The organism is Streptomyces mayteni, assembly GCF_054783955.1.
The window spans coordinates 93795-114462 of sequence record NZ_BAAGPR010000006.1; the positions used below are offsets into that span (position 1 = coordinate 93795).

18 protein-coding genes are annotated in these 20668 nt (G+C 72.3%); 9 read left to right on the forward strand and 9 right to left on the reverse strand.

Annotation, left to right across the window (positions count from 1 at the left end; translation table 11 throughout):
- Window positions 1–49: 49 nt before the first annotated feature.
- A complete protein-coding gene (locus ACYVPE_RS04855; RefSeq protein ID WP_461032124.1) occupies window positions 50–1807 on the reverse strand; it encodes an ABC transporter family substrate-binding protein in 1758 nt (585 codons plus the stop codon).
- Window positions 1808–2272: 465 nt separating this feature from the next.
- Here ACYVPE_RS04855 and ACYVPE_RS04860 point away from each other — a divergent pair, with 465 nt between their 5' ends.
- From ACYVPE_RS04860 to ACYVPE_RS04890, 7 genes are all read left to right on the forward strand, one after another.
- The gene (locus ACYVPE_RS04860; RefSeq protein WP_461032125.1) at window positions 2273–2845 is read left to right on the forward strand and encodes a DUF2617 family protein; all 573 of its coding nucleotides are present in this window, start codon (window positions 2273–2275) and stop codon (window positions 2843–2845) included.
- Entirely contained in the window at window positions 2842–3651 is an 810-nt protein-coding gene (locus ACYVPE_RS04865; protein ID WP_461032126.1) for a hypothetical protein, read from the forward strand. Before ACYVPE_RS04860 ends, ACYVPE_RS04865 begins: the two co-directional genes overlap by 4 nt.
- Window positions 3652–3725: 74 nt before the next feature.
- Window positions 3726–4688 (forward strand): SRPBCC family protein, encoded by a 963-nt coding sequence (locus tag ACYVPE_RS04870; protein WP_461032127.1) that lies wholly within the window; start codon window positions 3726–3728, stop codon window positions 4686–4688.
- Window positions 4689–4784: 96 nt separating this feature from the next.
- Window positions 4785–5597, forward strand: a complete 813-nt coding sequence (locus ACYVPE_RS04875; protein WP_461032128.1) for an aldose epimerase family protein — start codon at window positions 4785–4787, stop codon at window positions 5595–5597.
- 26 nt (window positions 5598–5623) lie between these two features.
- On the forward strand, window positions 5624–6160 hold the full coding sequence (pyrE, locus tag ACYVPE_RS04880; RefSeq protein WP_461032129.1) for an orotate phosphoribosyltransferase: 537 nt from the start codon (window positions 5624–5626) through the stop codon (window positions 6158–6160).
- Window positions 6161–6297: 137 nt separating this feature from the next.
- Window positions 6298–7320: a class II fructose-bisphosphate aldolase gene (fbaA, locus tag ACYVPE_RS04885; RefSeq protein WP_461032130.1), complete on the forward strand. Its 1023-nt coding sequence runs from the start codon at window positions 6298–6300 to the stop codon at window positions 7318–7320.
- Window positions 7321–7390: 70 nt separating this feature from the next.
- Window positions 7391–7804: a DUF3151 domain-containing protein gene (locus ACYVPE_RS04890; protein WP_461032131.1), complete on the forward strand. Its 414-nt coding sequence runs from the start codon at window positions 7391–7393 to the stop codon at window positions 7802–7804.
- A gap of 108 nt (window positions 7805–7912) precedes the next feature.
- On the opposite strand, the gene ACYVPE_RS04895 is transcribed toward ACYVPE_RS04890, so the two are convergent.
- The 4 genes from ACYVPE_RS04895 to ACYVPE_RS04910 form a co-directional block, all read right to left on the reverse strand.
- The gene (locus tag ACYVPE_RS04895; RefSeq protein ID WP_461032132.1) at window positions 7913–9256 is read right to left on the reverse strand and encodes a class F sortase; all 1344 of its coding nucleotides are present in this window, start codon (window positions 9254–9256) and stop codon (window positions 7913–7915) included.
- A gap of 11 nt (window positions 9257–9267) precedes the next feature.
- Window positions 9268–9816 (reverse strand): hypothetical protein, encoded by a 549-nt coding sequence (locus ACYVPE_RS04900; RefSeq protein ID WP_461032133.1) that lies wholly within the window; start codon window positions 9814–9816, stop codon window positions 9268–9270.
- A gap of 230 nt (window positions 9817–10046) precedes the next feature.
- Window positions 10047–11711, reverse strand: coding sequence for an ABC transporter permease (locus ACYVPE_RS04905; protein ID WP_461032134.1), 1665 nt, complete (start codon window positions 11709–11711; stop codon window positions 10047–10049).
- Window positions 11708–12664, reverse strand: coding sequence for an ABC transporter ATP-binding protein (locus tag ACYVPE_RS04910; protein WP_461032135.1), 957 nt, complete (start codon window positions 12662–12664; stop codon window positions 11708–11710). The genes ACYVPE_RS04905 and ACYVPE_RS04910 overlap by 4 nt, the downstream gene beginning before the upstream one ends.
- A gap of 86 nt (window positions 12665–12750) precedes the next feature.
- On the opposite strand from ACYVPE_RS04910, the gene ACYVPE_RS04915 reads away from it, so the two are divergent.
- Window positions 12751–13371 carry a GbsR/MarR family transcriptional regulator gene (locus tag ACYVPE_RS04915; protein WP_461032136.1) on the forward strand — a complete coding sequence of 207 codons (621 nt, stop codon included), beginning with the start codon at window positions 12751–12753 and terminating at the stop codon, window positions 13369–13371.
- Here the strand turns inward: ACYVPE_RS04915 and ACYVPE_RS04920 are convergent.
- Together ACYVPE_RS04920 and ACYVPE_RS04925 are read right to left on the reverse strand one after the other, a co-directional pair.
- Window positions 13297–14010 (reverse strand): Clp protease N-terminal domain-containing protein, encoded by a 714-nt coding sequence (locus tag ACYVPE_RS04920; RefSeq protein WP_461032137.1) that lies wholly within the window; start codon window positions 14008–14010, stop codon window positions 13297–13299. The genes ACYVPE_RS04915 and ACYVPE_RS04920 overlap by 75 nt on opposite strands.
- 31 nt (window positions 14011–14041) lie before the next feature.
- Complete coding sequence (locus tag ACYVPE_RS04925) at window positions 14042–14800, reverse strand: diacylglycerol kinase family protein (RefSeq protein WP_461032188.1); 759 nt, start codon at window positions 14798–14800, stop codon at window positions 14042–14044.
- Window positions 14801–14938: 138 nt separating this feature from the next.
- On the opposite strand from ACYVPE_RS04925, the gene ACYVPE_RS04930 reads away from it, so the two are divergent.
- Window positions 14939–16222, forward strand: coding sequence for an adenylosuccinate synthase (locus tag ACYVPE_RS04930; protein WP_461032138.1), 1284 nt, complete (start codon window positions 14939–14941; stop codon window positions 16220–16222).
- Between the two features lie 105 nt (window positions 16223–16327).
- Here ACYVPE_RS04930 and ACYVPE_RS04935 read toward each other — a convergent pair whose 3' ends face one another.
- Both ACYVPE_RS04935 and ACYVPE_RS04940 read right to left on the reverse strand, forming a co-directional pair.
- Complete coding sequence (locus ACYVPE_RS04935) at window positions 16328–18496, reverse strand: serine/threonine-protein kinase (RefSeq protein ID WP_461032139.1); 2169 nt, start codon at window positions 18494–18496, stop codon at window positions 16328–16330.
- A 154-nt stretch (window positions 18497–18650) separates the two neighbouring features.
- Window positions 18651–20612, reverse strand: coding sequence for a serine/threonine-protein kinase (locus ACYVPE_RS04940; RefSeq protein ID WP_461032140.1), 1962 nt, complete (start codon window positions 20610–20612; stop codon window positions 18651–18653).
- Window positions 20613–20668: the final 56 nt, after the last annotated feature.

Below are 20668 nucleotides of genomic sequence, written 5' to 3' on the forward strand. Positions count from 1 at the left end.
CGCCGCCGGTGGCCCGCCGGGGCGGGCCACCGGTCGGGTCAGTGGGTGGTCAGGACCTGGCCCACTGGTCCGCGTTCCAGGTGATGCCGTTCTGCGAGGGGTTGGGGATGACGTTCTCCACCGCGCCGTTCCAGGCGGTGATGCCCGGGTGCTGGTACAGCGGGATCGTCACCATGTCCTCCCAGAGCAGAGCCTCGATCTGCGCGGTGAGCTCGATGGCCTCGGACTGCTCCGAGGTACGCAGCACCGAGTCGAGCAGCTCGTCCATCTCCGGGCTCGAGTAGCAGCCGTTGTTGTTGCCCTTGCCCTCCGCGGAGCACTCGCTCACGGTCCGGTAGGTGGAGTTCCAGCCGGAGCGGTCGGGGGAGCCGGCCCACGCGAACATGGCCACGTCGAAGCGGTTCTCGGCCAGCGCGCCGGTGGTGTCGAAGAAGTCGGTCGCGGGCTCGAACTCGACGTCGAAGCCGGCCTCCTCGCAGGACGCCTCGATCAGGGCGCCGGCGTCCAGGCGGCGCTGGTTCTCCAGGGTGCCGAGACGGACGGTGGTGCCGACCGCGTCCTCGGCCTCCAGGAGGGCGCGCGACGCGGCGAGGTCGGTGGTGCCGAACTCGTCGATGGTGGCCTGCGAGGCGTCCACGGCCTCCTGGTAACCGGGGTCCCAGGGAGCCACGTTGCGGACCTGCTTGACCTCGGCGTCCGGCACGACCGGCTGGATCAGGTTGACGACCAGGTCCTCGTAGGGCACGCAGAGGGCGAACGCCTGGCGCAGCGCCAGCGAGTCGGCGAACGGACCCTCGTTGAAGTTGAAGTCGATGTGCTCGTAGGTGTACTCCTCGCCCACCTCGCTCTCGACGGTGGAGGCGTTGGCGATCTGCTGGGCGATGTCCACCGTCGGCTGCGGCTCGATGATGTCGACATCACCGTTCTGCAGGGCCTGGACCTGCTCCTCGTCGGCGATGGTGCGGAAGACGATCGAGTCGTTGGCCGGCGGCTCGCCCCACCAGTTCTCGTTGGCGGTGAGCGTGACGGACTGGTTCGCCTCGTAGCCGGTGATGACGTAGGGGCCGGAGGACGGGATCAGCGCGGGGTCGGGGAGCGAGCCCTCGATCACCCAGCCGTTGTTGTAGAACTCGGCCGCGGCATCGAGCGCCGAGGGGTCGTCGCCCTGCAGCGCGGCGATGAACTCCTCCTCGGAGGCGAACCCGCCCTGCTCGGACACGACGTGGGCCGGCTGGATGGCGGTGTTGCCGTGGCCCGGGCCCGCGGTCAGCCAGTCGGCGAACGGCTGGTCGTAGAGCATGGTGAAGGACTTGCCGCCCGGCTCGCACTCGGGCTGCGCGGTGTCCTCGACGCCCTGCGTGCCGACCGCGGAGAACAGCCCGTCGAAGGCGCCGCTCTGCGCGGTCCACCAGAGCAGGATGTCGTCGCAGTCGATGGGGGTGCCGTCGGACCAGACGGCGGCCTCGTTGATGGTGTAGTTCACGGTCAACGGGTCGTCGGAGACCTTCTCGAAGGTGCCGAAGTCCTCGTTGGGGATCGGCTGGCCGTCCGAGTTGCCGAAGGTCCAGAAGCCGGAGAGCACCTGCTCCATGACCTGGCCGTTGGCGACGGTGTTGGCGCCGGCTGTGGTGTTGTTGTAGCTCTGCCACGGCTGGGCCATGGCGTAGGTCACCGTGCCGCCCGAGCCGTTCGACTCGTCGTTGGTGTCGTCGCTCTCGTCGTCGCTGCCGCCGCCGCAAGCGGAGAGGACGAGGGCGCCTCCCAGCAGGGCCGCGGCGATCTTCGACGTTCTGCCGAATCTCGTCATCAATCGGGCCTTCCCCAGTAAGTCACTTTGGTGTGAAGTTCCGCTGAGCTTCCTCACAGATCAGATAGCGAACAAGTGCGACGGAGTGACCGTTGTGCAGACGAGATGTGAAGCACGCTGACCCGTTATCAGGGTTTCGGTGTTTTGCCGGGCGAATGCGGGCAATTGGCCGAGTCTCCGCGCGTTGACTGTGTATTTTTGTTCGAATACGGCGACGTGCCAAGGGGGTTGGCGTCGACCGCCGTGGGCGGCGTGGTCGCGCCCGCGCGTCGGGGGCCGTCGGGTCGCCGCCGGTGGCGTGCGAACACCTGAGCCACCCTCCCCCCGAGGGGATGGAAACCTGGTGAAGTTGGGTAAAAACGCTGATGCGGTCGGTGGTTCCGTGGTTCGGTGGTGGCGCTGTCTCCGAGCGTCCCGAGGGGCGATCCAGACCACCCTCAACTGCCCGCATGCGGGGGTCCACCCATGCTCACCTCCATCCACACCGCCTACACCGACACCCGCGCCGCCGACCTCGCCTGGGCTCTTGGCCGGGAACCGCTGCCGGCCCTCGCCACTCTCGATCTCGAACTCGCCGGCGCGCGGGTGCAGTTGCGCGTGCTGGGCGCATCGCACCAGGTGCTGCTCGACCACCGGGACGGCACCTGTTCCGAGACGGTCGCGTGCATGCCGGGGAGCAACACCCCGCTGCCCCTGGGGGTTTCCAAACGGCTCGGGAACTTCGAGTACGAGTTCGCGGCCCGCGTCGAGAGCCTGAGCGCCGGGTCGTTCGCCGGCCGCGCCCAGGAGTTGCTCGCCCTCGTCGCGGAGCATCCGCACGGCCTGGCCGGGCTCTTCCCCGGCGACCCCAACGCGTTCACGGCGCTGCTCGCGCAGCGGCGCGGCGACCAGGTGCACTGGCGCACCTGGCACGCCTACCCGCAGGAGGGTCGGCTCGTCGCCACCCGAACTCGGGTCACCCGGAGCGGAACTCGCTGGGAAACCACCCCTGTGGGTGACAGTTCGATCTCGAAGTGTGACGTAACGTTCGGTACATGATCCAGACGTCCGACGCCGAGTGCTCCGAGTCCCGGTACTCCGAGTCGCAGCGCTCGGCGATGGCCGTGCTCCCGGTGTCGGCCGGCGCCGGGCGCGTTCTGGTCCTGCTGACGGTCTTCGTCTGCGCGGCCTGCGGGTTGGTCTACGAGCTCGAGCTGATCGCGTTGGCCGACTACCTCGTCGGGGACACGGTCACCCACACCTCCATCGTGCTCTCGCTGATGGTCTTCGCGATGGGGCTCGGCTCGCTCGGCGCGAAGCGGCTCCGGGGCCGGGCCTCGGTCAACTTCGGCCTGATCGAGGTGCTGTTGGCGCTCGTCGGCGGGTGCTCCGCGATGGCGCTCTACCTCAGCTTCCTGCTGTTCGGCGAGGCCACCCCGACGCTGATCTGCTTCTCGTTGGCGATGGGGGTGCTGATCGGGGCCGAGATGCCGCTGCTGATGACGCTGATCCAGCGGATCAGGCGGCAGGACGCGGGGCGGGCGGTGGCCGACCTGTCCGCGGCCGACTACGTGGGCGCGCTGCTCGGCGGCCTCACCTTCCCCTTTCTTCTGCTGCCGCTGTTCGGCCGGCTGAACGCGGCCCTGTTGACGGGGGTGGTCAACGCGCTGGCGGGCGCGGCGCTGGTGCTGTGGCTCTTCCGCGGCGACCTGCCGCAGCGGATCCGGCGCCGTTTCCTGCTGCTGAGCCTGGGGGTGATCACCGCGCTGCTGTCCTGCATGGCCGTCGTCCCGCCGCTGGAGCAGGCGGCGGCCGAGCGGCTGACGTCCTCGCCCACCGAGCGTGGGCCGGGCCACTCCGGGTGAGCGGCGGGTGAGCTCCGGCGCGCGGTGCCGATGAATAAGTGATCCGATCATGTCGTGTGGGTAGGCTCCGCGCCATGGCCATGGAGCACGAGGTCTATCTGCCGCTGTCCGCCACCGCCGTGCGGAGCGCGTTCGCCGAGCCGGAGCGGGTGGCGCGGTGCGTGCCCGGCCTGCGACTGGAGCCGGGCGGCGGGCTCGCCGGCCGGCTCAAGGTGCGGATCGGTTCCTCGACCATCACCTACCGCGGCACCCTGACCCTGACCGAGCGCGGCGAGGGGCTCACCGTCGAGGCGGTGGGCGGCGAGGTCAGGGGCGAAGGGGCGGCGCGGCTGGTGCTCACCGTGGTGCCGCGCCCGGTCGCCGACCGGCCCGGCTGCACGCTCTCGTTCGCCGGCACCGTCGAGGCCGGCGGCCGGCTCGTCGAGCACGCCGCCGACCAGCGGGCCGCGGCGGGGCGGCGATTGCTCGACCGGTTCGCCGAGGCGCTGGTCGAGGAGCTGGCCACCGCCATGGAGGTCGTCGACACCGTGGACGCCGTCGAGGCCATGGACCTCGTCGACGCCGAGGAGCCGCCGCCCACCGAACTGGCGGCCGGCATCGGCGCCCCGGACGACAACGAGCCCGCCATCCCCGTCATCCCGGCCGCGCCCGAGCCGGAGCCCGAGCCAGGTCTCGGGCCGTCGGCCGAGTCGTCCGAGGTGGAGGCCGAGCTCTGGCCCGCCGACCTCGGCGAGCTGGGCGACCCGGCCGAGGCCGAGGCGGCCGAGGACATCCAGGTGGCCGACGACCTGGTCGCCGCCGGCGTCGCCGTTCCGGAGCCGGAGGCCGACTTCGCCCGGCGCACGATGATCGGGCGCAGCGCGGAGGAGGTCGATCACGCCCCACCGCGCGGCCGGTACGCCCCCGACCCCGCGCCGGGGCAGCCGACCGGCGCCGCCGTCGTGCTGCGTTGGGCCGCGCCGGCCGCCGCCATCGCGCTGGCCTCGGTGGTTCTGGTCGGCCGGGCGCTGCGCCGGCGGCGAGCCGCGCTCCGTTAGCCCCGTCGCCGCCGTCGGACGCCCCATCCGGCGGCATCCGGCAGGATCCGGCGGCGACATTAGGATCTGCATACATCAGATCGTTATCGTCATGGGGTGACCACCGACGACACCGACCGCGGAGTGCGACTCCGCGCCGCCGACACCGAGTTGACCGTGCGCCCCGACGAGGGCGGCCGGCTGTCCTCCCTCCGCGTCGGCGAGCTCGAACTGCTGCGCCAGGGCGAGCGTTTCGGCTCCTTCGTGATGGCGCCCTGGTGCGGCCGCACCCGCGAGGGCCGCTTCAGCAATGGCACCACCGTCCACCAGCTGCCGTTGAACGCCGGCCCGCACGCGATCCACGGCACCGTCCGGCGCCGGCCCTGGCGGGTGGTCACCGCGGACGACCGCAGCGTCGCGCTGGTCTGCGAGCTCGACGACCCATGGCCCTACCCCGGCCGGGTGAGCCAGCTGGTCGAGCTCGCCGAGGACGGCTCGGGGCTCACCCTCACCCTCGCCGTGGAGACGCTGGGCGACTCCTTCCCCGCGCAGGCCGGCTGGCACCCCTGGTTCCTCCGCACCCTCAGCCCGGGCGGCAAGGACGTCACCCTCGACTTCACCGCGGAGTGGCAGGAGGAGCGCGGTGACGACCACCTGCCGACCGGGCACCGGGTCCCGCCCGGGCCAGGGCCCTGGGACGACTGCTTCGTGATGCCCGACGGCGTCCGGGTCGCCCTCCACTGGCCGGACGAGCTGGAGTTGACCGTCGCCAGCCGCACCCCCTGGGTCGTCGTCTACGACGAGCAGCCCGAGGCCGTCTGCGTCGAGCCCCAGTCGGGGCCGCCCAACGGGCTGAACAGCCAGCCGCGGCTGGTCACGGAGCTGGAGCCGCTGGAGATCTCCACAACCTGGACGTGGCGAAGGCTCTGATCCGGCCTGGCGTAATGTCGTGAACCATGAGCGCGCGTGACGAACTGCTACAGCAGATCAAGGACAAGGCCGTCGTCCACGGCAAGGTCGTCCTCTCCTCAGGCCGGGAGGCCGACTGGTACGTCGACCTCCGGCGGATCACGCTGGACGGCGAGGCCGCGCCGCTCGTCGGTGAGGTCCTGCTCGACCTCACCGCGGATCTCGACTTCGACGCCGTGGGCGGGCTGACGCTGGGCGCCGACCCGGTGGCCGCCGCCATGCTGCACGCGGCCGCGGCCCGCGGCCGTCGGCTCGACGCCTTCGTGGTGCGCAAGGCCGGCAAGGCCCACGGTCTGCAGCGCCGGATCGAGGGCCCCGACGTGGCGGGGCGCCGGGTGCTGGCGCTGGAGGACACCTCCACCACCGGCGGCTCGGTGCTCGACGCGGTGGCCGCGCTGCGCGAGGCCGGCGCCGAGGTGGTGGCCGTCGCGGTGATCGTCGAGCGGGGCGCCGCTCCGGCCATCGAGGCGGCCGGCCTCCCCTACTACCAGGCGTACTCGATGGGCGACCTGGGCCTCGGCTGATCTCCCCCTGAACTGGGGAGATAACACTCTGTAGTGGTTTCACGTGAAACTGTCGCGCGCTGTCCCGGTATGGGTCCTTCTCTGGGAGGATGAGCGGGACGCCGACGAGCAGATCAACGCATACAAGGAGCGGACAGATGCCCATCGCGACCCCAGAGGTCTACAACGAGATGCTTGACCGGGCCAAGGCGGGCAAGTTCGCCTACCCGGCCATCAATGTCACCTCGACGCAGACCCTGCACGCCGCGCTGCGCGGCTTCGCCGAGGCCGAGAGCGACGGCATCGTCCAGATCTCCACCGGCGGCGCCGAGTTCCTGGGTGGCCAGTACAACAAGGACATGGTCTCCGGTTCCACCGCGCTCGCCGAGTTCGCGCACGTCGTGGCCCACAAGTACCCGGTCAACGTCGCCCTGCACACCGACCACTGCCCGAAGGACAAGCTGGACGGCTACGTCCGGCCGCTGCTCGCCCTCTCCAGGGAGCGCGTCGACCGGGGCGAGAACCCGCTCTTCCAGTCGCACATGTGGGACGGCTCCGCCGAGACCCTGAAGGACAACCTGGAGATCGCCGAGGAGCTGCTGGCCCTGGCCGCCGCCGCCCGGATCGTGCTCGAGGTGGAGATCACCCCCACCGGCGGCGAGGAGGACGGCGTCAGCCACGAGATCAACGACAAGCTGTACACCACCGTCGAGGACGCGCTGCGCACCGCCGAGGCGCTGGGCCTCGGGGAGAAGGGCCGCTACCTGCTGGCCGCCTCCTTCGGCAACGTGCACGGCGTCTACAAGCCGGGCAACGTGGTGCTCCGTCCCGACCTGCTGAAGGACCTCCAGGACGGCGTCGCGGCGAAGTACGGCAAGGCGTCCCCGTTCGACTTCGTCTTCCACGGCGGTTCGGGCTCCACCCAGGAGGAGATCGCCACCGCGCTCGAGAACGGCGTGGTGAAGATGAACCTGGACACCGACACCCAGTACGCCTTCACCCGGCCGATCGTCGACCACGCCTTCCGCAACTACGACGGCGTGCTCAAGGTGGACGGCGAGGTCGGCGACAAGAAGACCTACGACCCGCGCAGCTGGGGCAAGCTGGCCGAGGCCGGCATGGCGGCCCGCGTCACCCAGGCGTGCGCCGACCTGCGTTCCACCGGCACCCGCCTGAAGTGAGCGGCCGGGGCCGGCGACCTGAGTAGCCGGCCGGCGCTCGCCACCTCGGCGAGGCGGCACACTGGACGACATGGCGATTCACGAGAACCTGCTCGGGGGCCCGCCCCCGACCCATCTGCCCGACGACCCGCAGCCCCGTGAGCTGCTGGCCTCGGGCACGGCGCCGGCCGAGGTGGCCGCGAAGTATCCGGCCTCCTCGCTGGCGTGGGCGCAGTTGGCGGACGACGCGTTCGCCGAGGGCCGGACCGTCGAGTCCTACGCCTTCGCCCGCACCGGGTACCACCGGGGCCTGGACGCGCTGCGGCGCAGCGGCTGGCGCGGCCAGGGCCCGATCCCGTTCGAGCACGAGCCGAACCGGGGCTTCCTGCGCGCGCTGCACGCGCTGGCCCGCGCGGCCCGGACGATCGGCGAGGACGAGGAGTACCAGCGCTGCTCGCAGTTCCTGCGGGACAGCTCTCCGACGGCCGCCGACACGCTCTCCTGAGGCACGAGGCACGAGGCACGAGCACGTAGCAGAAGCACGAAGCACGCCGAGGCGTCCCGCCGTCGCGGGACGCCTCCGGCATGTTGGGGTCGGCCGGGTCGGGCCGGGTCAGGTGCCGGCCGGTGAGGCGATCGTGCCGATCAGGTGGGCGTAGGCCACGATGTTGGAGTCGTAGCCGCCGTCCGCCGCCCAGCGGCCGCCGCAGGTGATCAGCCGGAGCTGTGGGGTGTCGACCGCGCCGTAGACCCGCAGGTCGGGGAAGTCGGCCTTCGGGTACTGCTCGACGGAGTCCACCTCGAAGAGCGCGGTGCCGCCGTCCTCCCGGTCGATCTCGATGAGTTCGCCGGGCCGGAGTTGGCCGAGGCCGGCGAAGGCCGCGGGCCCCGTGTAGGTGTCCAGGTGGCCGACCACGATGGCCGGCCCGCGTTCGCCTGGCGCCGCGCCGCCCGAGTACCAGGCGGCCCGCATAGCGTCCTCCTCGACCGGGGACGGCGGGCCGCCGTCCGTGCCGAGTTCGGCGCCGAACACCTCGACGTCCGTGTTGAGCTGCGGGATCCGGATCCGGGTGGGCGCCGAGCGGGGCAGCGGAGGGGCGACCACCCCGGAGGGCTGGAACGAGCCCTCCAGATTGGCCGTGGAGCCGGCGTCGGGTGCCGCGCCTGGAGCGTCCACCGCGCCGGGCCGGGAGACGCCCTCCGCGATGCTGCTCGACTCCCGGGCCTCGCTGACGCGTTCGCCTGAGCCGGGCAGCAGCAGCCCGCCGGCGAGCCCCACGGTGACCGCGGTGGCGGCGGCCGCCACCTCCAGGCGGCGGGCCCGCAGCGCCAGCCGCTGCTGCCGGGTGACGCGGGCCGCCGCCTCCCGGGTGCCGTCGTCGGGGCGGGCCTGGGCCAGTCGCTTGCCGGCGCCGGCGGCCAGCGCCACCGGCCGGCTGACGCGACGGAACCAGGCGCTGGCCCGGCGCGCCGCCCGGACCAGCGCGCGGTACACGGCCGCGAACGGCCGCCCGACGAGGCGGGCGAGCAGCCGGATCCGGCGCCACGGGTGGAACGTGGCGCCGCGCCGGCGCCCGCGCCGGGCGCCGGCCCGGGGCTCGGTCGCGTCCCCCGGCCCGGCGTCCGCCTCGGTCGCGTCTGTGGCTGTGGCCGTGATCGTGGTCGCAGTCGTGGTGGTGGTCCTGGCCTCGGTCAGGATCGCGAGGCCGGCGTCCTCCTCGGTTTCCGCCTCGACCGGGACCTCGACCGTCACCTCGGCCGGCGCCTCGACCGGGACTTCGACCGGAGCCTCGGCCCGCGCCTCGGCCCCGGTCCTGTCCCGCTCCCTGGTCCTGACCTTGCGCGGGTCCCGCGGCGTGCGCGGGGTGCGCCGGGGTTTGACCTTCCGCATCGCCCGCGGGACGCGCAGGCGAGGCGGACGGTCGGCGCCCCGAAGGTTGCGGAGGATGTGGCGCACCGCCGCGCCTCTCAGTAGTGGTTGCCGGTGGTGCGGCGCCGCCTGGCGAGGAACACGTAGCCGGCGGTGCCGGCCACGGCGACCCCGCCGCCGACGGTCAGCGCCGTCGCCACCGAGTTGCCGCCGCCGATGCCGCTGCTGCCACCGAAGCCCGCGGACGCGCCGCCGGTCGGGGTGGCCGAGGTGACGGTGAAGTTGGTGGTCAGGGTGACGCCGTCCCGGCAGTTGACGGTGACGGTGTAGCTCTTGCCGACCTGGAGCCCGCTGGACTTGATCCGGCCGGTGCCCACCCACTGGTTGTTGCTCGACTGCTGCAGGGTGATGTCCGACTGGAAGGCGGGCGAGGTCGCCGGGCCGTTGGGCTGGCAGACCGCCCGGACGGTGACCGAGGTGCCTTGGGCGCCGGAGCTCGGCGAGATGGAGAGCGGCGCCGAGGGGGAAGGCGACGGGGACGGGTGGCCGTCGGCGTGGGCGAGCGTCGGGGTGGCGGCGAGCCCCAGCGACAGGAAGAGGGCGGCCGCTGCGGCGGCCAGGCGGCTTCGGGAGTGCGCGGTTCTCATGAGCGGTGACCTCCGGGTCGTCTGCCGCACGCAGGGAGGCGTGACGGGTTGTCACCTATGCGAACAGCGCGTCACGGAGGTCGCATCCGGAGCGGGTCAAAAGGGGTGGGGCGTTGCGCCGTCCGGTGGGCGGAGCGGCGGTGAGCACGCGTGCGGGTCCGAGTGGGGGGCCGAGTGCGGGTCCGAGTGTGGGGGGCGGCCCGGCCCGCGCCCTGGGCCGGGCCGCCGGCTCACTTGCAGTCCAGGTCGCGCCGGTTGAAGCCGGCCAGGCCGAGGCCGATCAGGCCGGCGGCCACCGCGGTCAGGATCAGCAGCGGCGTCCACTCCAGGTCGGCGGCCGGCACCTGGGGGACGTGGCCGATGGGGGAGAAGTTGGCGAGCCCGTCGGGCAGGTCGATGAGGTCGCCCAGATAGACCACCAGGAAGGAGTAGGCGGGCACGGCCCAGGCGGCGGCCGAGGCGCTCGGGAACCAGCCGAAGAGCGCCACGGCGATCCCCGCGGTGACCCAGAGCGCGGGCGCGTAGGCGAGGGAGGCGCCGGTGAGGCTGCCGACCAGTCCCCAGTCGTCGCTCGACGCGGCGCCGGAGAGCCCGAAGCCGAGACCGGCGAGCAGCAGCACGGCGGTGCCGCCGACCAGCGCGACGGCCAGGTGGCCGGCGAGCCAGCGGGTGCGGGAGAGCCCGGTGGCGAGCACGGGTTCGGCGCGTCCCGCGGTCTCCTCGGCGCGGGCGCGCAGGACGGCGACCACGACGTAGCAGGCGGCGAGGACCACGAGGACGGTCATCACCACGGAGGCGAACGACTCGATGACGTCGCCGCCGAGCCGGTCGATGAGCTCCCGCAGCTGCTCGTTGTCGCGGATCATGTCCTCGGCGCTGCCGAGGATCGAGCCGTACATCAGGCTGAACAGCAGCCCGCCGGCGGCGAAGCCGAGCAGCACCCCGCGGTGCAGCCGGAGCGCGAAGCCGAGCGGGTGGCCGAGCGTCGCGGAGGCGGTGGGCCGGCCGGGGCGCGGTGGCCGCAGGCCGGCGCCGACGTCGCGGCGAGTGGAGAGCACGAAGGCCGTGGCGGCGCAGGCCGCGGCCAGCGCCAGGTTGAGCAGCAGCGGCCACCACCGGTCGTCGACGTAGGCGTAGGTGCGCTGGGCCCAGCCGATCGGGGAGAGCCAGGAGACGGCGTCGGCGCCGATGTCGCCGACGGCGCGCAGCGCGAAGGCGGCGCCGACCGCGGCCATGCCGAGCCCGGAGGCGCCGCGCGAGAAGGCGGTGATCTGCGCGCCGACGGCGGTAATGGCCGCGAAGCTGATGCCGGCGGCGGCGACGGCCGCGCCGAGGACCAGGGAGCCGGCACCGGTGACCGACTCGACCCCGGAGCTGCCGAGCGTGACCGCGAGCAGCAGCCCGACGGTGAGGTTGGCGAGCACGGCGACGGCGAGGGCGGCGGCCAGATGGGCGTGCCGGCCGAGGACGTTGGCCCTCAGCAGTTCGGCACGGCCGGTCTCCTCCTCCGTCCTGGTGTGGCGGACGACGGTGAGGACGCTCATCAGCCCGACGGTGATGGCGAGGTAGCCGATCATCTGGTGCCCCGTCATCGCCCCGTACGTGTAGTCGGCGGCGGTGACGTAGCGTTCCGGGCCGGTCATCGCGAGGCCGGCCGGTCCGCCGAGGGTCTCCGCGGCGTTGGCGCGGTCGGCGGCGGTCGCGTACTGGCTCTCGAAGCTGGAGAGCGAGGACGTCGCGACGAACGTGGTCGCCAGGATCCACACGGGGAGCCTGACCCGGTCGCGGCGCAGCGCGAACCTGATCAGCGTCCCGGTGCCCGCCAGGACCTGCCCCTGCCCTGACGCGATCGTTCCGGTGGCGGTGGCGGTGGCGGCTGTGGTGGTGGCGGTCACCGCGTCACCTCGGGGGTGCGGTGGCCGTTGCCCTCCCGGGCCTCGAGCTCGTCGCCGTAGTGCCGGAGCATCAGCTCCTCGAGGGTGGGCGGGTGGCTGACGAGGCTGCGGACGCCGAACCTGGCGAGGCGGCTGACGGCGTTCTCGAGGTGGGCGCCGTCGACGGTCAGGTGGACCTTGCCGCCCTCGACGCGGAAGTCGTGGACGCCGGGCAGCTGGTCGAGGCCGGTGACGGGGTCGCCGGTCTCGGCCTCGATGGTGGTGCGGGTGAGGTGCCGCATGTCGCTGAGCGAGCCGGACTGCACGATCCGGCCGAGCCGGATGATGCTGACCCGGTCGCACAGCTTCTCGACCTGGGCCAGGATGTGGCTGGAGAGCAGGACGGTCGTGCCGGCGTCCTTGGCCTCGGCGATGACGTCCTGGAAGACCACCTCCATCAGCGGGTCGAGTCCCGCGGTCGGCTCGTCGAGCAGCAGCAGGTCGGCGCGGGAGGCCAGCGCGGCGACGATGGCGACCTTCTGGCGGTTGCCCTTGGAGTAGGTGCGGCCCTTCTTGGTGGGGTCGAGGTCGAAGCGCTCGATCAGCTCGGCGGAGCGCGCCTGGTCCAGGCCGCCGCGCAGCCGGCCGAGCAGTCCGATGGCCTCGCCGCCGGTGAGGTTCGGCCAGAGTTCGACGTCGCCCGGCACGTAGGCGAGATGGCGGTGCAGCTCGACCGCGTCGTGCCAGGGGTCGGCGCCGAGCAGCTGGACGGCGCCCGCGTCCTGGCGTAGCAGCCCCAGCAGCACCCGGATGGTGGTGGACTTGCCCGCGCCGTTGGGGCCGAGGAAACCGTGGACCTCGCCCCTGGCGACCTCCAGGTCGAGGCCGTCGAGGGCGCGGGTTCGACCGAAGGTCTTCACCAGCCCGGAGACGGTGATGGCGTTGGTTGCCACGTTCACGATTGGGGCTTTCATGATTTTGAATCTACGGTAATTTTAGAAATGTGTGAAGTTAAGGAGCCGTCAAGGGCCCGAGCGTGACGGGATGCGAGGATGACCAGGTGATCGAGCACGGTTCGACGACGGATGAGACGTCGGAAGAGGGGCACGGCGAGGGCAGGGCCGCCTTCGTGGAGCGGTTCGCGGCCGATCTGATCGAGGCCGGGATGCCGCGCATGCCGTCCCGGGTCTTCGCCTGCCTGCTGGCCTCCGACGAGAGCGCGCTGAGCTCCGCGGAGCTGGCCACGCGGCTGCGCGTCTCACCGGCCGCGATCTCCGGCGCGGTGCGCTATCTGGCGCAGATGAGTCTGGTGAGCCGGGAGCGCGAGCCCGGCTCCCGGCGCGAGCGCTACCGGCTCCATCACAACTCCTGGTATCTGGCGATGGTGAGCCGGGACGCGATGCTGCGCCGCTGGGTGAGCTCCATGGAGGCCGGCCTCGCGGTGGTGGATCCGAAGGGTCTGGCTGCCGAGCGGCTGCGCGAGACCGCCGAGTTCATGACGTTCCTGGAGGAAGAGCTGGTGGAGATGTTGGCTCGCTGGCGCGAGCGCCGCGCCAGCGAGCGGTCGGCGGGGGGCGGCGGTGGATGGGCGGCCGAGGCGCCGCCGTCAGCCGGCCCGGAGGGCGGCGAGCGCGGCGGTGACGCGGGCCTCGACCGCGGCCTTGGTCACGCCGAGTCCTGAGAGCGGTCCTGTGCCGTCCTCGTGTTCCAGCAGCGCCAGCAGCAGGTGCTCGGTCCCGATGTAGTTGTGGCCGAGCCGCAGCGCCTCGCGGAAGGTCAGCTCCAGCGTCTTCCGGCCGCCCGCGTCGAACGGGATCGGGTCGGGCGCCTGGTCGACGGCCGGCGGCAGGGTCGCGGCGGCGGCCTCGGTGACCGCGTCCAGCGTCACGCCGCCGCCCGTGATCACCTTGGCGGCCAGGCTGTCCTGGTTGCGCGCCAGGGCGAGCAGCAGGTGCCCGGCGGTGATCTCGGGGTGGCGGTCCTCGCGCGCCAGGACCTGCGCGCCCACCACCACCTGCCTGGCGCGGGGCGTGTAGCGCTCGAAACCCTGACTCGGGTCGGCCGGGTCCTTGGGGACGAAGCGCTTCTGCGCCGCCTGTCGCGTCACGCCCATGCTGCGGCCGATGTCGGTCCAGGAGGCGCCGGAGCGCCTGGCCTGGTCGACGAAGTGGCCGATGAGGTGGTCGGCCACCTCGCCGAGGTGGTCGCCGGCGATCACCGCGTCGGAGAGCTGGTCGAGCGGCTCGGGGTGGACCTTCTTGATGGCCTCGATCAGCTCGTCCAGGCTGATCCGGGGGTTTACGGGGGTGGGTTCGCTCATGTGTCAACCGTAGGTTGACACCCTCGGACTGTCAACCCAAGGTTGCGCTTCGCGCCTTCGGCACCGTCAGCCGCAGCGCGCCGGGCCGCACCGTCCACGTCCGCGTCCTGGTCGGCCCGAGGTCCAGCGCGTTCGCCCGGTAGCTGAACGCCGCCCCCGGCGTGCCGGAGACCGTCACCGAGGTGGCCCGCGCGCTGGTGTCCGAGCCGTCCGGGCAGTGCCGCACCACCACTTCGGCCAGGCCGTTCGCCGCCCGCACCGACACCGCCGACACCGGCCGGTCCACGTCCGCGAGCAGCCGGCCGTCCGCCTCCACCCGCAGCCGCTGCCGCACCGGATGCTTGGTCCGCCACCACAGCGCCGCCCCGGGCCCGCGCCGCGGCGCCGGAATGCCCAGGGCCCCTAACACCACGTCCCCCGCGTCGTCCGTCAGCACGTCGAGCCGCCGGTCCGCGCCCGAGAGCACCGCCCGCGAGGCGGCCACCGCGTCCGTCGGCACCCCGAGCGCCCGCGCCACCGCCACCGAGGGCCCTGGCCCCACCGGCACCACCCCGAGCGGGCTCGCCGCCAGTTCACCGCGGCTGTGCAACACCCCCACCGCGCGCAGCAGCGCCCGATCGTCCCCGACGATCACCACCCGCCGGTCGCCCCGCTTGAGCAGGGCGTGCGTCATGCCCTGCGACCGGTCGAGCACACACACCTTGGCCCCGCTCGCGCCCGCGCACAGCACGTCCCTGGCGATCCGCACCGATTCCCCATCCGTCTGGCGGGCCGTCGGGTCGATGACGATGAGCACCTGACTGTTCGCCTCCCGGCTGCGTCTCCCGTAAGCTCTCTGTGCAAGAGCCCCTGTCGCGATTGCGCCAGGGGTTTCGTCGATCCGGGGCAGCCTTTGCGTAGATGCCCCGCTCGGAAGGGGTGTACGCCTGTGCCCGCACTTGTGCTGCTTGGTGCTCAGTGGGGTGACGAAGGCAAAGGCAAGGCCACCGATCTGCTCGGCGGTTCGGTGGACTACGTCGTGCGCTACCAGGGCGGCAACAACGCCGGCCACACCGTCGTGGTGGACGACCAGAAGTACGCCCTTCACCTGCTGCCATCCGGGATCCTCTCGCCCGGCTGCGTTCCGGTCATCGGCAACGGGGTCGTGGTCGACCCCAAGGTGCTGCTCGACGAGCTGGGCGGTCTCGCCGCGCGCGGCATCGACACGTCCCGCCTGCTGATCAGCGGCAACGCCCATTTGATCACGCCGTACCACACCACTCTCGACAAGGTCTCGGAACGCTTCCTCGGCAAGCGGAAGATCGGCACCACCGGGCGCGGCATCGGCCCCGCCTACGCGGACAAGATCAACCGGCAGGGCATCCGGGTCCAGGACCTGTTCGACGAATCGATCCTGCACCAGAAGGTGGAGGCGGCGCTGGACCAGAAGAACCAGCTGCTCGCCAAGTTGTACAACCGCCGCGCCATCGCCGTTGACCAGGTCGTCGACGAACTCCTCGGCTACGCGGACCGGCTGCGGCCCTATGTGTGCGACACCGTGCTGCTGCTCAACCAGGCCGTCGACGACGGCAAGGTGGTGCTCTTCGAGGGCGGCCAGGGCACCCTGCTCGACGTCGACCACGGCACCTATCCGTTCGTCACCTCCTCCAACCCCACCGCCGGTGGCGCCTGCACCGGCGCCGGGGTCGGGCCGACGAAGATCAGCCGGGTCATCGGCATCCTCAAGGCCTACACCACCCGGGTCGGCGCCGGCCCGTTCCCCACCGAGCTGTTGGACGACGACGGGGAGGCGCTGCGCCGCATCGGCGGCGAGTTCGGCGTCACCACCGGGCGCGACCGGCGCTGCGGCTGGTTCGACGCGGTGATCGCCCGCTATGCCACCCGGGTCAACGGCCTCACCGACTTCTTCCTCACCAAGCTGGACGTGCTCACCGGCTGGGAGCGGATCCCGGTCTGCGTTGCCTACGAGATCGACGGCCGGCGGGTGGAGGAACTCCCCTACAACCAGACCGACTTCCACCACGCCAAGCCGGTCTACGAGTACCTGCCTGGCTGGACCGAGGACATCACCAAGGCCCGTTCCCTGGAGGACCTGCCGGCCAACGCCCGCGGCTACGTGCGGGCCCTGGAAGAGATGTCGGGCGCCCCGATCTCGGCGATCGGCGTCGGCCCCGGGCGCGACGAGACCATCCAGATCAACTCGTTCCTGTAGGCCGGCACCTCGGCGGGGAACGGCGGAGGGCCGGGTGGTGATCCGATCGGATCACCACCCGGCCCTCGTGGCCTCTCGGCCGTTGTCGTCTCGGCCGTTGTCGTCTCAGCCGTTGTCGTTCTGCGCCGTGAACTCCGGGCTGTCCGAGCCGAGTCGGAAGAACTGGATCTGCGAGGGCTTGCCGCCGTTCGGGTTGGGCCAGCTGATCCGGTAGGACGGCAGCGGGTCGCAGTCGCCGGTGAGCACCGAGGCGGGGCCGACGTAGATCGTGGTCTCCTGGAGGCCGCCGTTCATCATCGGCTGGGACCAGGTGCAGCTGCCGTCGGCGTTGGTGACCGCCAGCGCCAGCTCACCCGGGTACGAGGTGGTCTCCGGGTCGAACCGCAGGTCGCTGGAGCTGAAGGTCTCGGTGAAGATCGCGTACGGCATGCCGTCCGAGCCCACGTCCTGCTGCGAGGGGGTCAGGTCCGCCGACCACCGGCCGCTCTCCCAGTGCAGCGTGGTGCCCTGCATCGTGATCGACTGCTCGCCGAACGGGTTGCAGGTGGCGCCGGTCGGGAAGGTGGACGTGACGCCCGAGCCGGTGACCTGCATGCCGTTGTTGGACGACACCAGGGTGGAACCCTCCACGCACATCACGGAGTCCAGCAGGCTGTACTCCGTGACGACCTGCTGGCCGGCGCCGCCCTCCGTGATCTCGAGCCGCAGCATGAACGCGCCGTCGTCGCCGGTCACCTCGCCGACCCAGGCGCCCGCGTAGCCGGACGGTACCGCCGCGGTGGGGTCGGGCGCCGTGTTGTCGGTCTCGCTGCCTTCCCTGGTGGGCTCGGTGGTCGGCTGGTTCTGGTTGTCCTCGGTCGAGTTGTTGCCCCCACCGCCGCCGTTGCCGTTGCCGTCGGCCTGGTCGTTGTCGTCGCCGCCACCACCCATCGCGAAGATGGCGATGCCGGCGGCCAGCGCGACGGCCACGACCGCCGCGACCACGATCCAGATCGTGTTGTTGTTCCGCTTGGGAGCGCCCGGGCCACCGGGGCCGACCGGGTAGCCGGTGTTGTAGGGCCCCTGCGGGCCGCCCATGTCGTGCGACTGCGGATAGCCGTAGGCGGGGGCGCCGGGCGCACCCTGCTGCGGGTAGCCGTACGGCGGGGCGCCGGGGGGCTGCTGGCCGGGCGGCTGGTTGAAGCCGGGCGGCGGTACGGCCGACGTCATGGTCGCCATCGCGTTCACGTTGCCGGTCGGCGGCAGCGGGCTGGGCGGCGGGGTGGCCGGCGCGAACGCGGTCGGCGTCGGGTGGGCACCGGGCGGCAGCGGGGTGACCGGCGGCCCGGCGGGCATCGCGGGCGGCGGCTGGTTGGTGGGCAGCGGCGGCGCGTGCATCGGGTCCTCGGAGTCGAGGAGCTCGACGGCGTGCCGGCCGAGCTTCGCGACGAGCGCGCCGGGCAGCCAGGGCTCGTCACCGTCGTCCGGTATGTCGGTGAACTGGTGGAGCTGGTCGAGGCTGGGCCGCTGGGTCGGGTCCTGCGCCAGGCAGCTCTCGATCAGCGGGCGGATGCCCTCGGGCACCGCCGAAAGGTCCTGCTGCCCCTGGACGATGGCCAGCATCAGCGCCGTCATGGCGCTGTTGGCGTCGCCGAAGGGGGTGCGTCCGGTGGCGGCGAAGGTGAGCACGGAGCCGAGGCAGAAGATGTCGCTGGCGGCCGTCAGCGTCTCGCCGCGGCACTGCTCGGGCGACATGAAGCCGGGGGAGCCGACGGCGGCGCCGGTGCGGGTCAGGCCCTCGCCGCTCTCCAGGGCGCGGGCGATGCCGAAGTCGATGACGCGCGGGCCGTCGATGGTGATCATCACGTTGGACGGCTTGAGGTCACGGTGCACCAGGCCGGCGCCGTGGATGTCGCGCAGCGCCTTCACCAGCCCGTTGGCCAGGACGAACAGCGTGCGCTCCGGCAGCGGGCCGTAGGAGTTGGCGACGACGTCGTGGAGCGAGGGCCCCGCGACGTAGCCGGTGGCCACCCATGGCGTGTCGGCGAGCGTGTCGGCGTCGAGGACCGGTGCCGTCCAGTCGCCGCCGACCCGGCGGGCCGCCTCCACTTCCTGCTGGAAGCGCTGCCGGAACTCCGGCTGCGCGGCCAGCTCAGGCTGGACCAGTTTGACGGCGACCGTGCGCCCACGGTCCGAGCGCGCCAGGTACACGCTGCCCATCCCGCCGGCGCCCAGCTTCCCCAGTAGTCGGTACTGGCCAACCCGTTGAGGATCTGTCGGCCCGAGCGGCTTCATGCTGAACTACTCCTCTTCGCTCTGTAAGGCCTCATGAGGATACGGCGGCCCGTAGACACAGTGGAGGACAGAGGCCGAACCGTAATCGGTTCCCGGATCGTCCACGTGGTTGCGGTTGATGCCAATTCTTGATTTCGCGACCGGGCCGTCGATGTCACTCCCGGTCGAGGGTGAACTCCGGCTCGTCGTCGCCGTACGGCGTGAACTCGATGTTGGGCGCCCTGTCGGCGAAGGAGGAGTCCCTCGCGTCGAAGCTCAGCTCGTAGGAGGGGAGCGGGTCGCAGTCGCCCTGGGTGACGGCGCCGGGCCCCACCAGCAGGGTTCCGACGTTCGTGCCGCCGCTGACGAGCGTGGACTCCCAGACGCAGTCGCCGTCCGTCTCACGGACGGTCATCGCGAGTTCGCCCGCCGCGGCGATGCTGGTGAACTCGGCGGTCAGATCGTCGTCGCCGTACGTGGCGCTGAAGATCGCGAAGGGCATGCCGTCGTCACCGGGAGGCTCCGTCGCCTGGTTCATGGTGAGCCCGCCGCCGTCGACGGTCTGCCACCGCACGGTGCCGTCGGGCTGCCGCTCGGCGGTCTGGTCCGAGAACGGCTGGCAGTTGATGCCGGCGGGGCTCTCGCTGGTGATGCCCTCGGGGGTGAGGGAGATCGTGCTGCCCTCGACCGAGGCGAGCGAGGCCTGCTCGACGCACAGGCCCTCGGGCAGCACGGTGTACTGGGTGACGACCGTGTCGCCCTGGTTGCCGGCGGCTATCTCCATCCGGACGAAGATGCTGTTGTCGCCGTCGAGGGTCTGACCCTCCCAGGCGCCGACGAGGTCGGCCGGGACGGTGCCGCCGGTCGGCTCCGTCGGCGGCTCTTCGGTGGGTTCCTCGGTGGGGTCCTCGGTCTGCGTGGGGTCGTCCGTCACCGTCGGGCCGGCGGTCGGCTCGGGGCCCGGGTCGGGATCGTCGTCGCCGGAGAGCGCGACCGCGGCGACGCCGCCCGCGATCGCGAGGACCAGCACGGCGGCGCCCGCGATCAGCGCCACGTTGTTCCGCTTGGGCGCGGGGGGTGGCGTGGCGGGGCCGTAGGGGGTGTACGGGCCGGTGGCCGGGTGCGGGTAGCCGTAGCCGGCGGGCGGCGGCGACTGCACCGGCGGGTAGCCGTAGCCGGACGGCGGGGCCGTGGCGGTGGGCGGCCCGACCGGCGGCTGCCCGACCGCGGTGGCCCCCATCGGCTCCTCGGAGTCGAGGAGTTCGACGGCGTGCCGGCCGAGTTGGGCGACGAGCGCGCCGGGCAGCCAGGGCTCGCGGCCGTCGTCCGGTATGTCGGTGAACTGGTGGAGCTGGTCGAGGCTGGGGCGCTGGGTCGGGTCCTGCGCCAGGCAGCTCTCGATCAGCGGGCGGACGCTCTCCGGCACCCCGTCCAGGTCGTACTGGCCCTGCACGATGGCCAGCATCAGCGCGGTCATCGGGGAGTTGGCGTCGCCGAAGGGGGTGCGTCCGGTGGCGGCGAAGGTGATGACGGAGGCGAGGCAGAAGAGGTCGCTCGCGGCGGTCAGGGTCTCGCCGCGGCACTGCTCGGGCGACATGAAGCCGGGGGAGCCGACGGCGGCGCCGGTGCGGGTCAGGCCCTCGCCGCTCTCCAGGGCGCGGGCGATGCCGAAGTCGATGACGCGCGGGCCGTCGATGGTGATCATCACGTTGGACGGCTTGAGGTCGCGGTGCACGAGCCCGGCGCCGTGAATGTCGCGCAGCGCCTTCACCAGGCCGTTGGCCAGGATGAAGAGGGTGCGCTCCGGCAGCGGCCCGTACGAGTTCGTGATCACGTCGTGGAGCGAGGGCCCGGCGACGTAGCCGGTGGCCACCCACGGGGTCTGCGCCTCGGTGTCGGCGTCGAGGACCGGTGCCGTCCAGTCGCCGCCGACCCGGCGGGCGGCGTCCACCTCGTGCTGGAAGCGCTGCCGGAACTCCGGCTGCGCGGCCAGCTCGGGCTGGACCAGCTTGACGGCCACGGTGCGACCGCGGTCCGAGCGTGCGAGATAGACACTGCCCATCCCGCCGGCGCCCAGCTTCCCCAGCAACCGGTACTGGCCGACCCGTCGCGGGTCCGTCGGGCCGAGCGGCTTCATCCGAACTACTCCTCTTTCGCCCCCGTGCACTCCGGTGGAACACCGAAGCGGTTGGC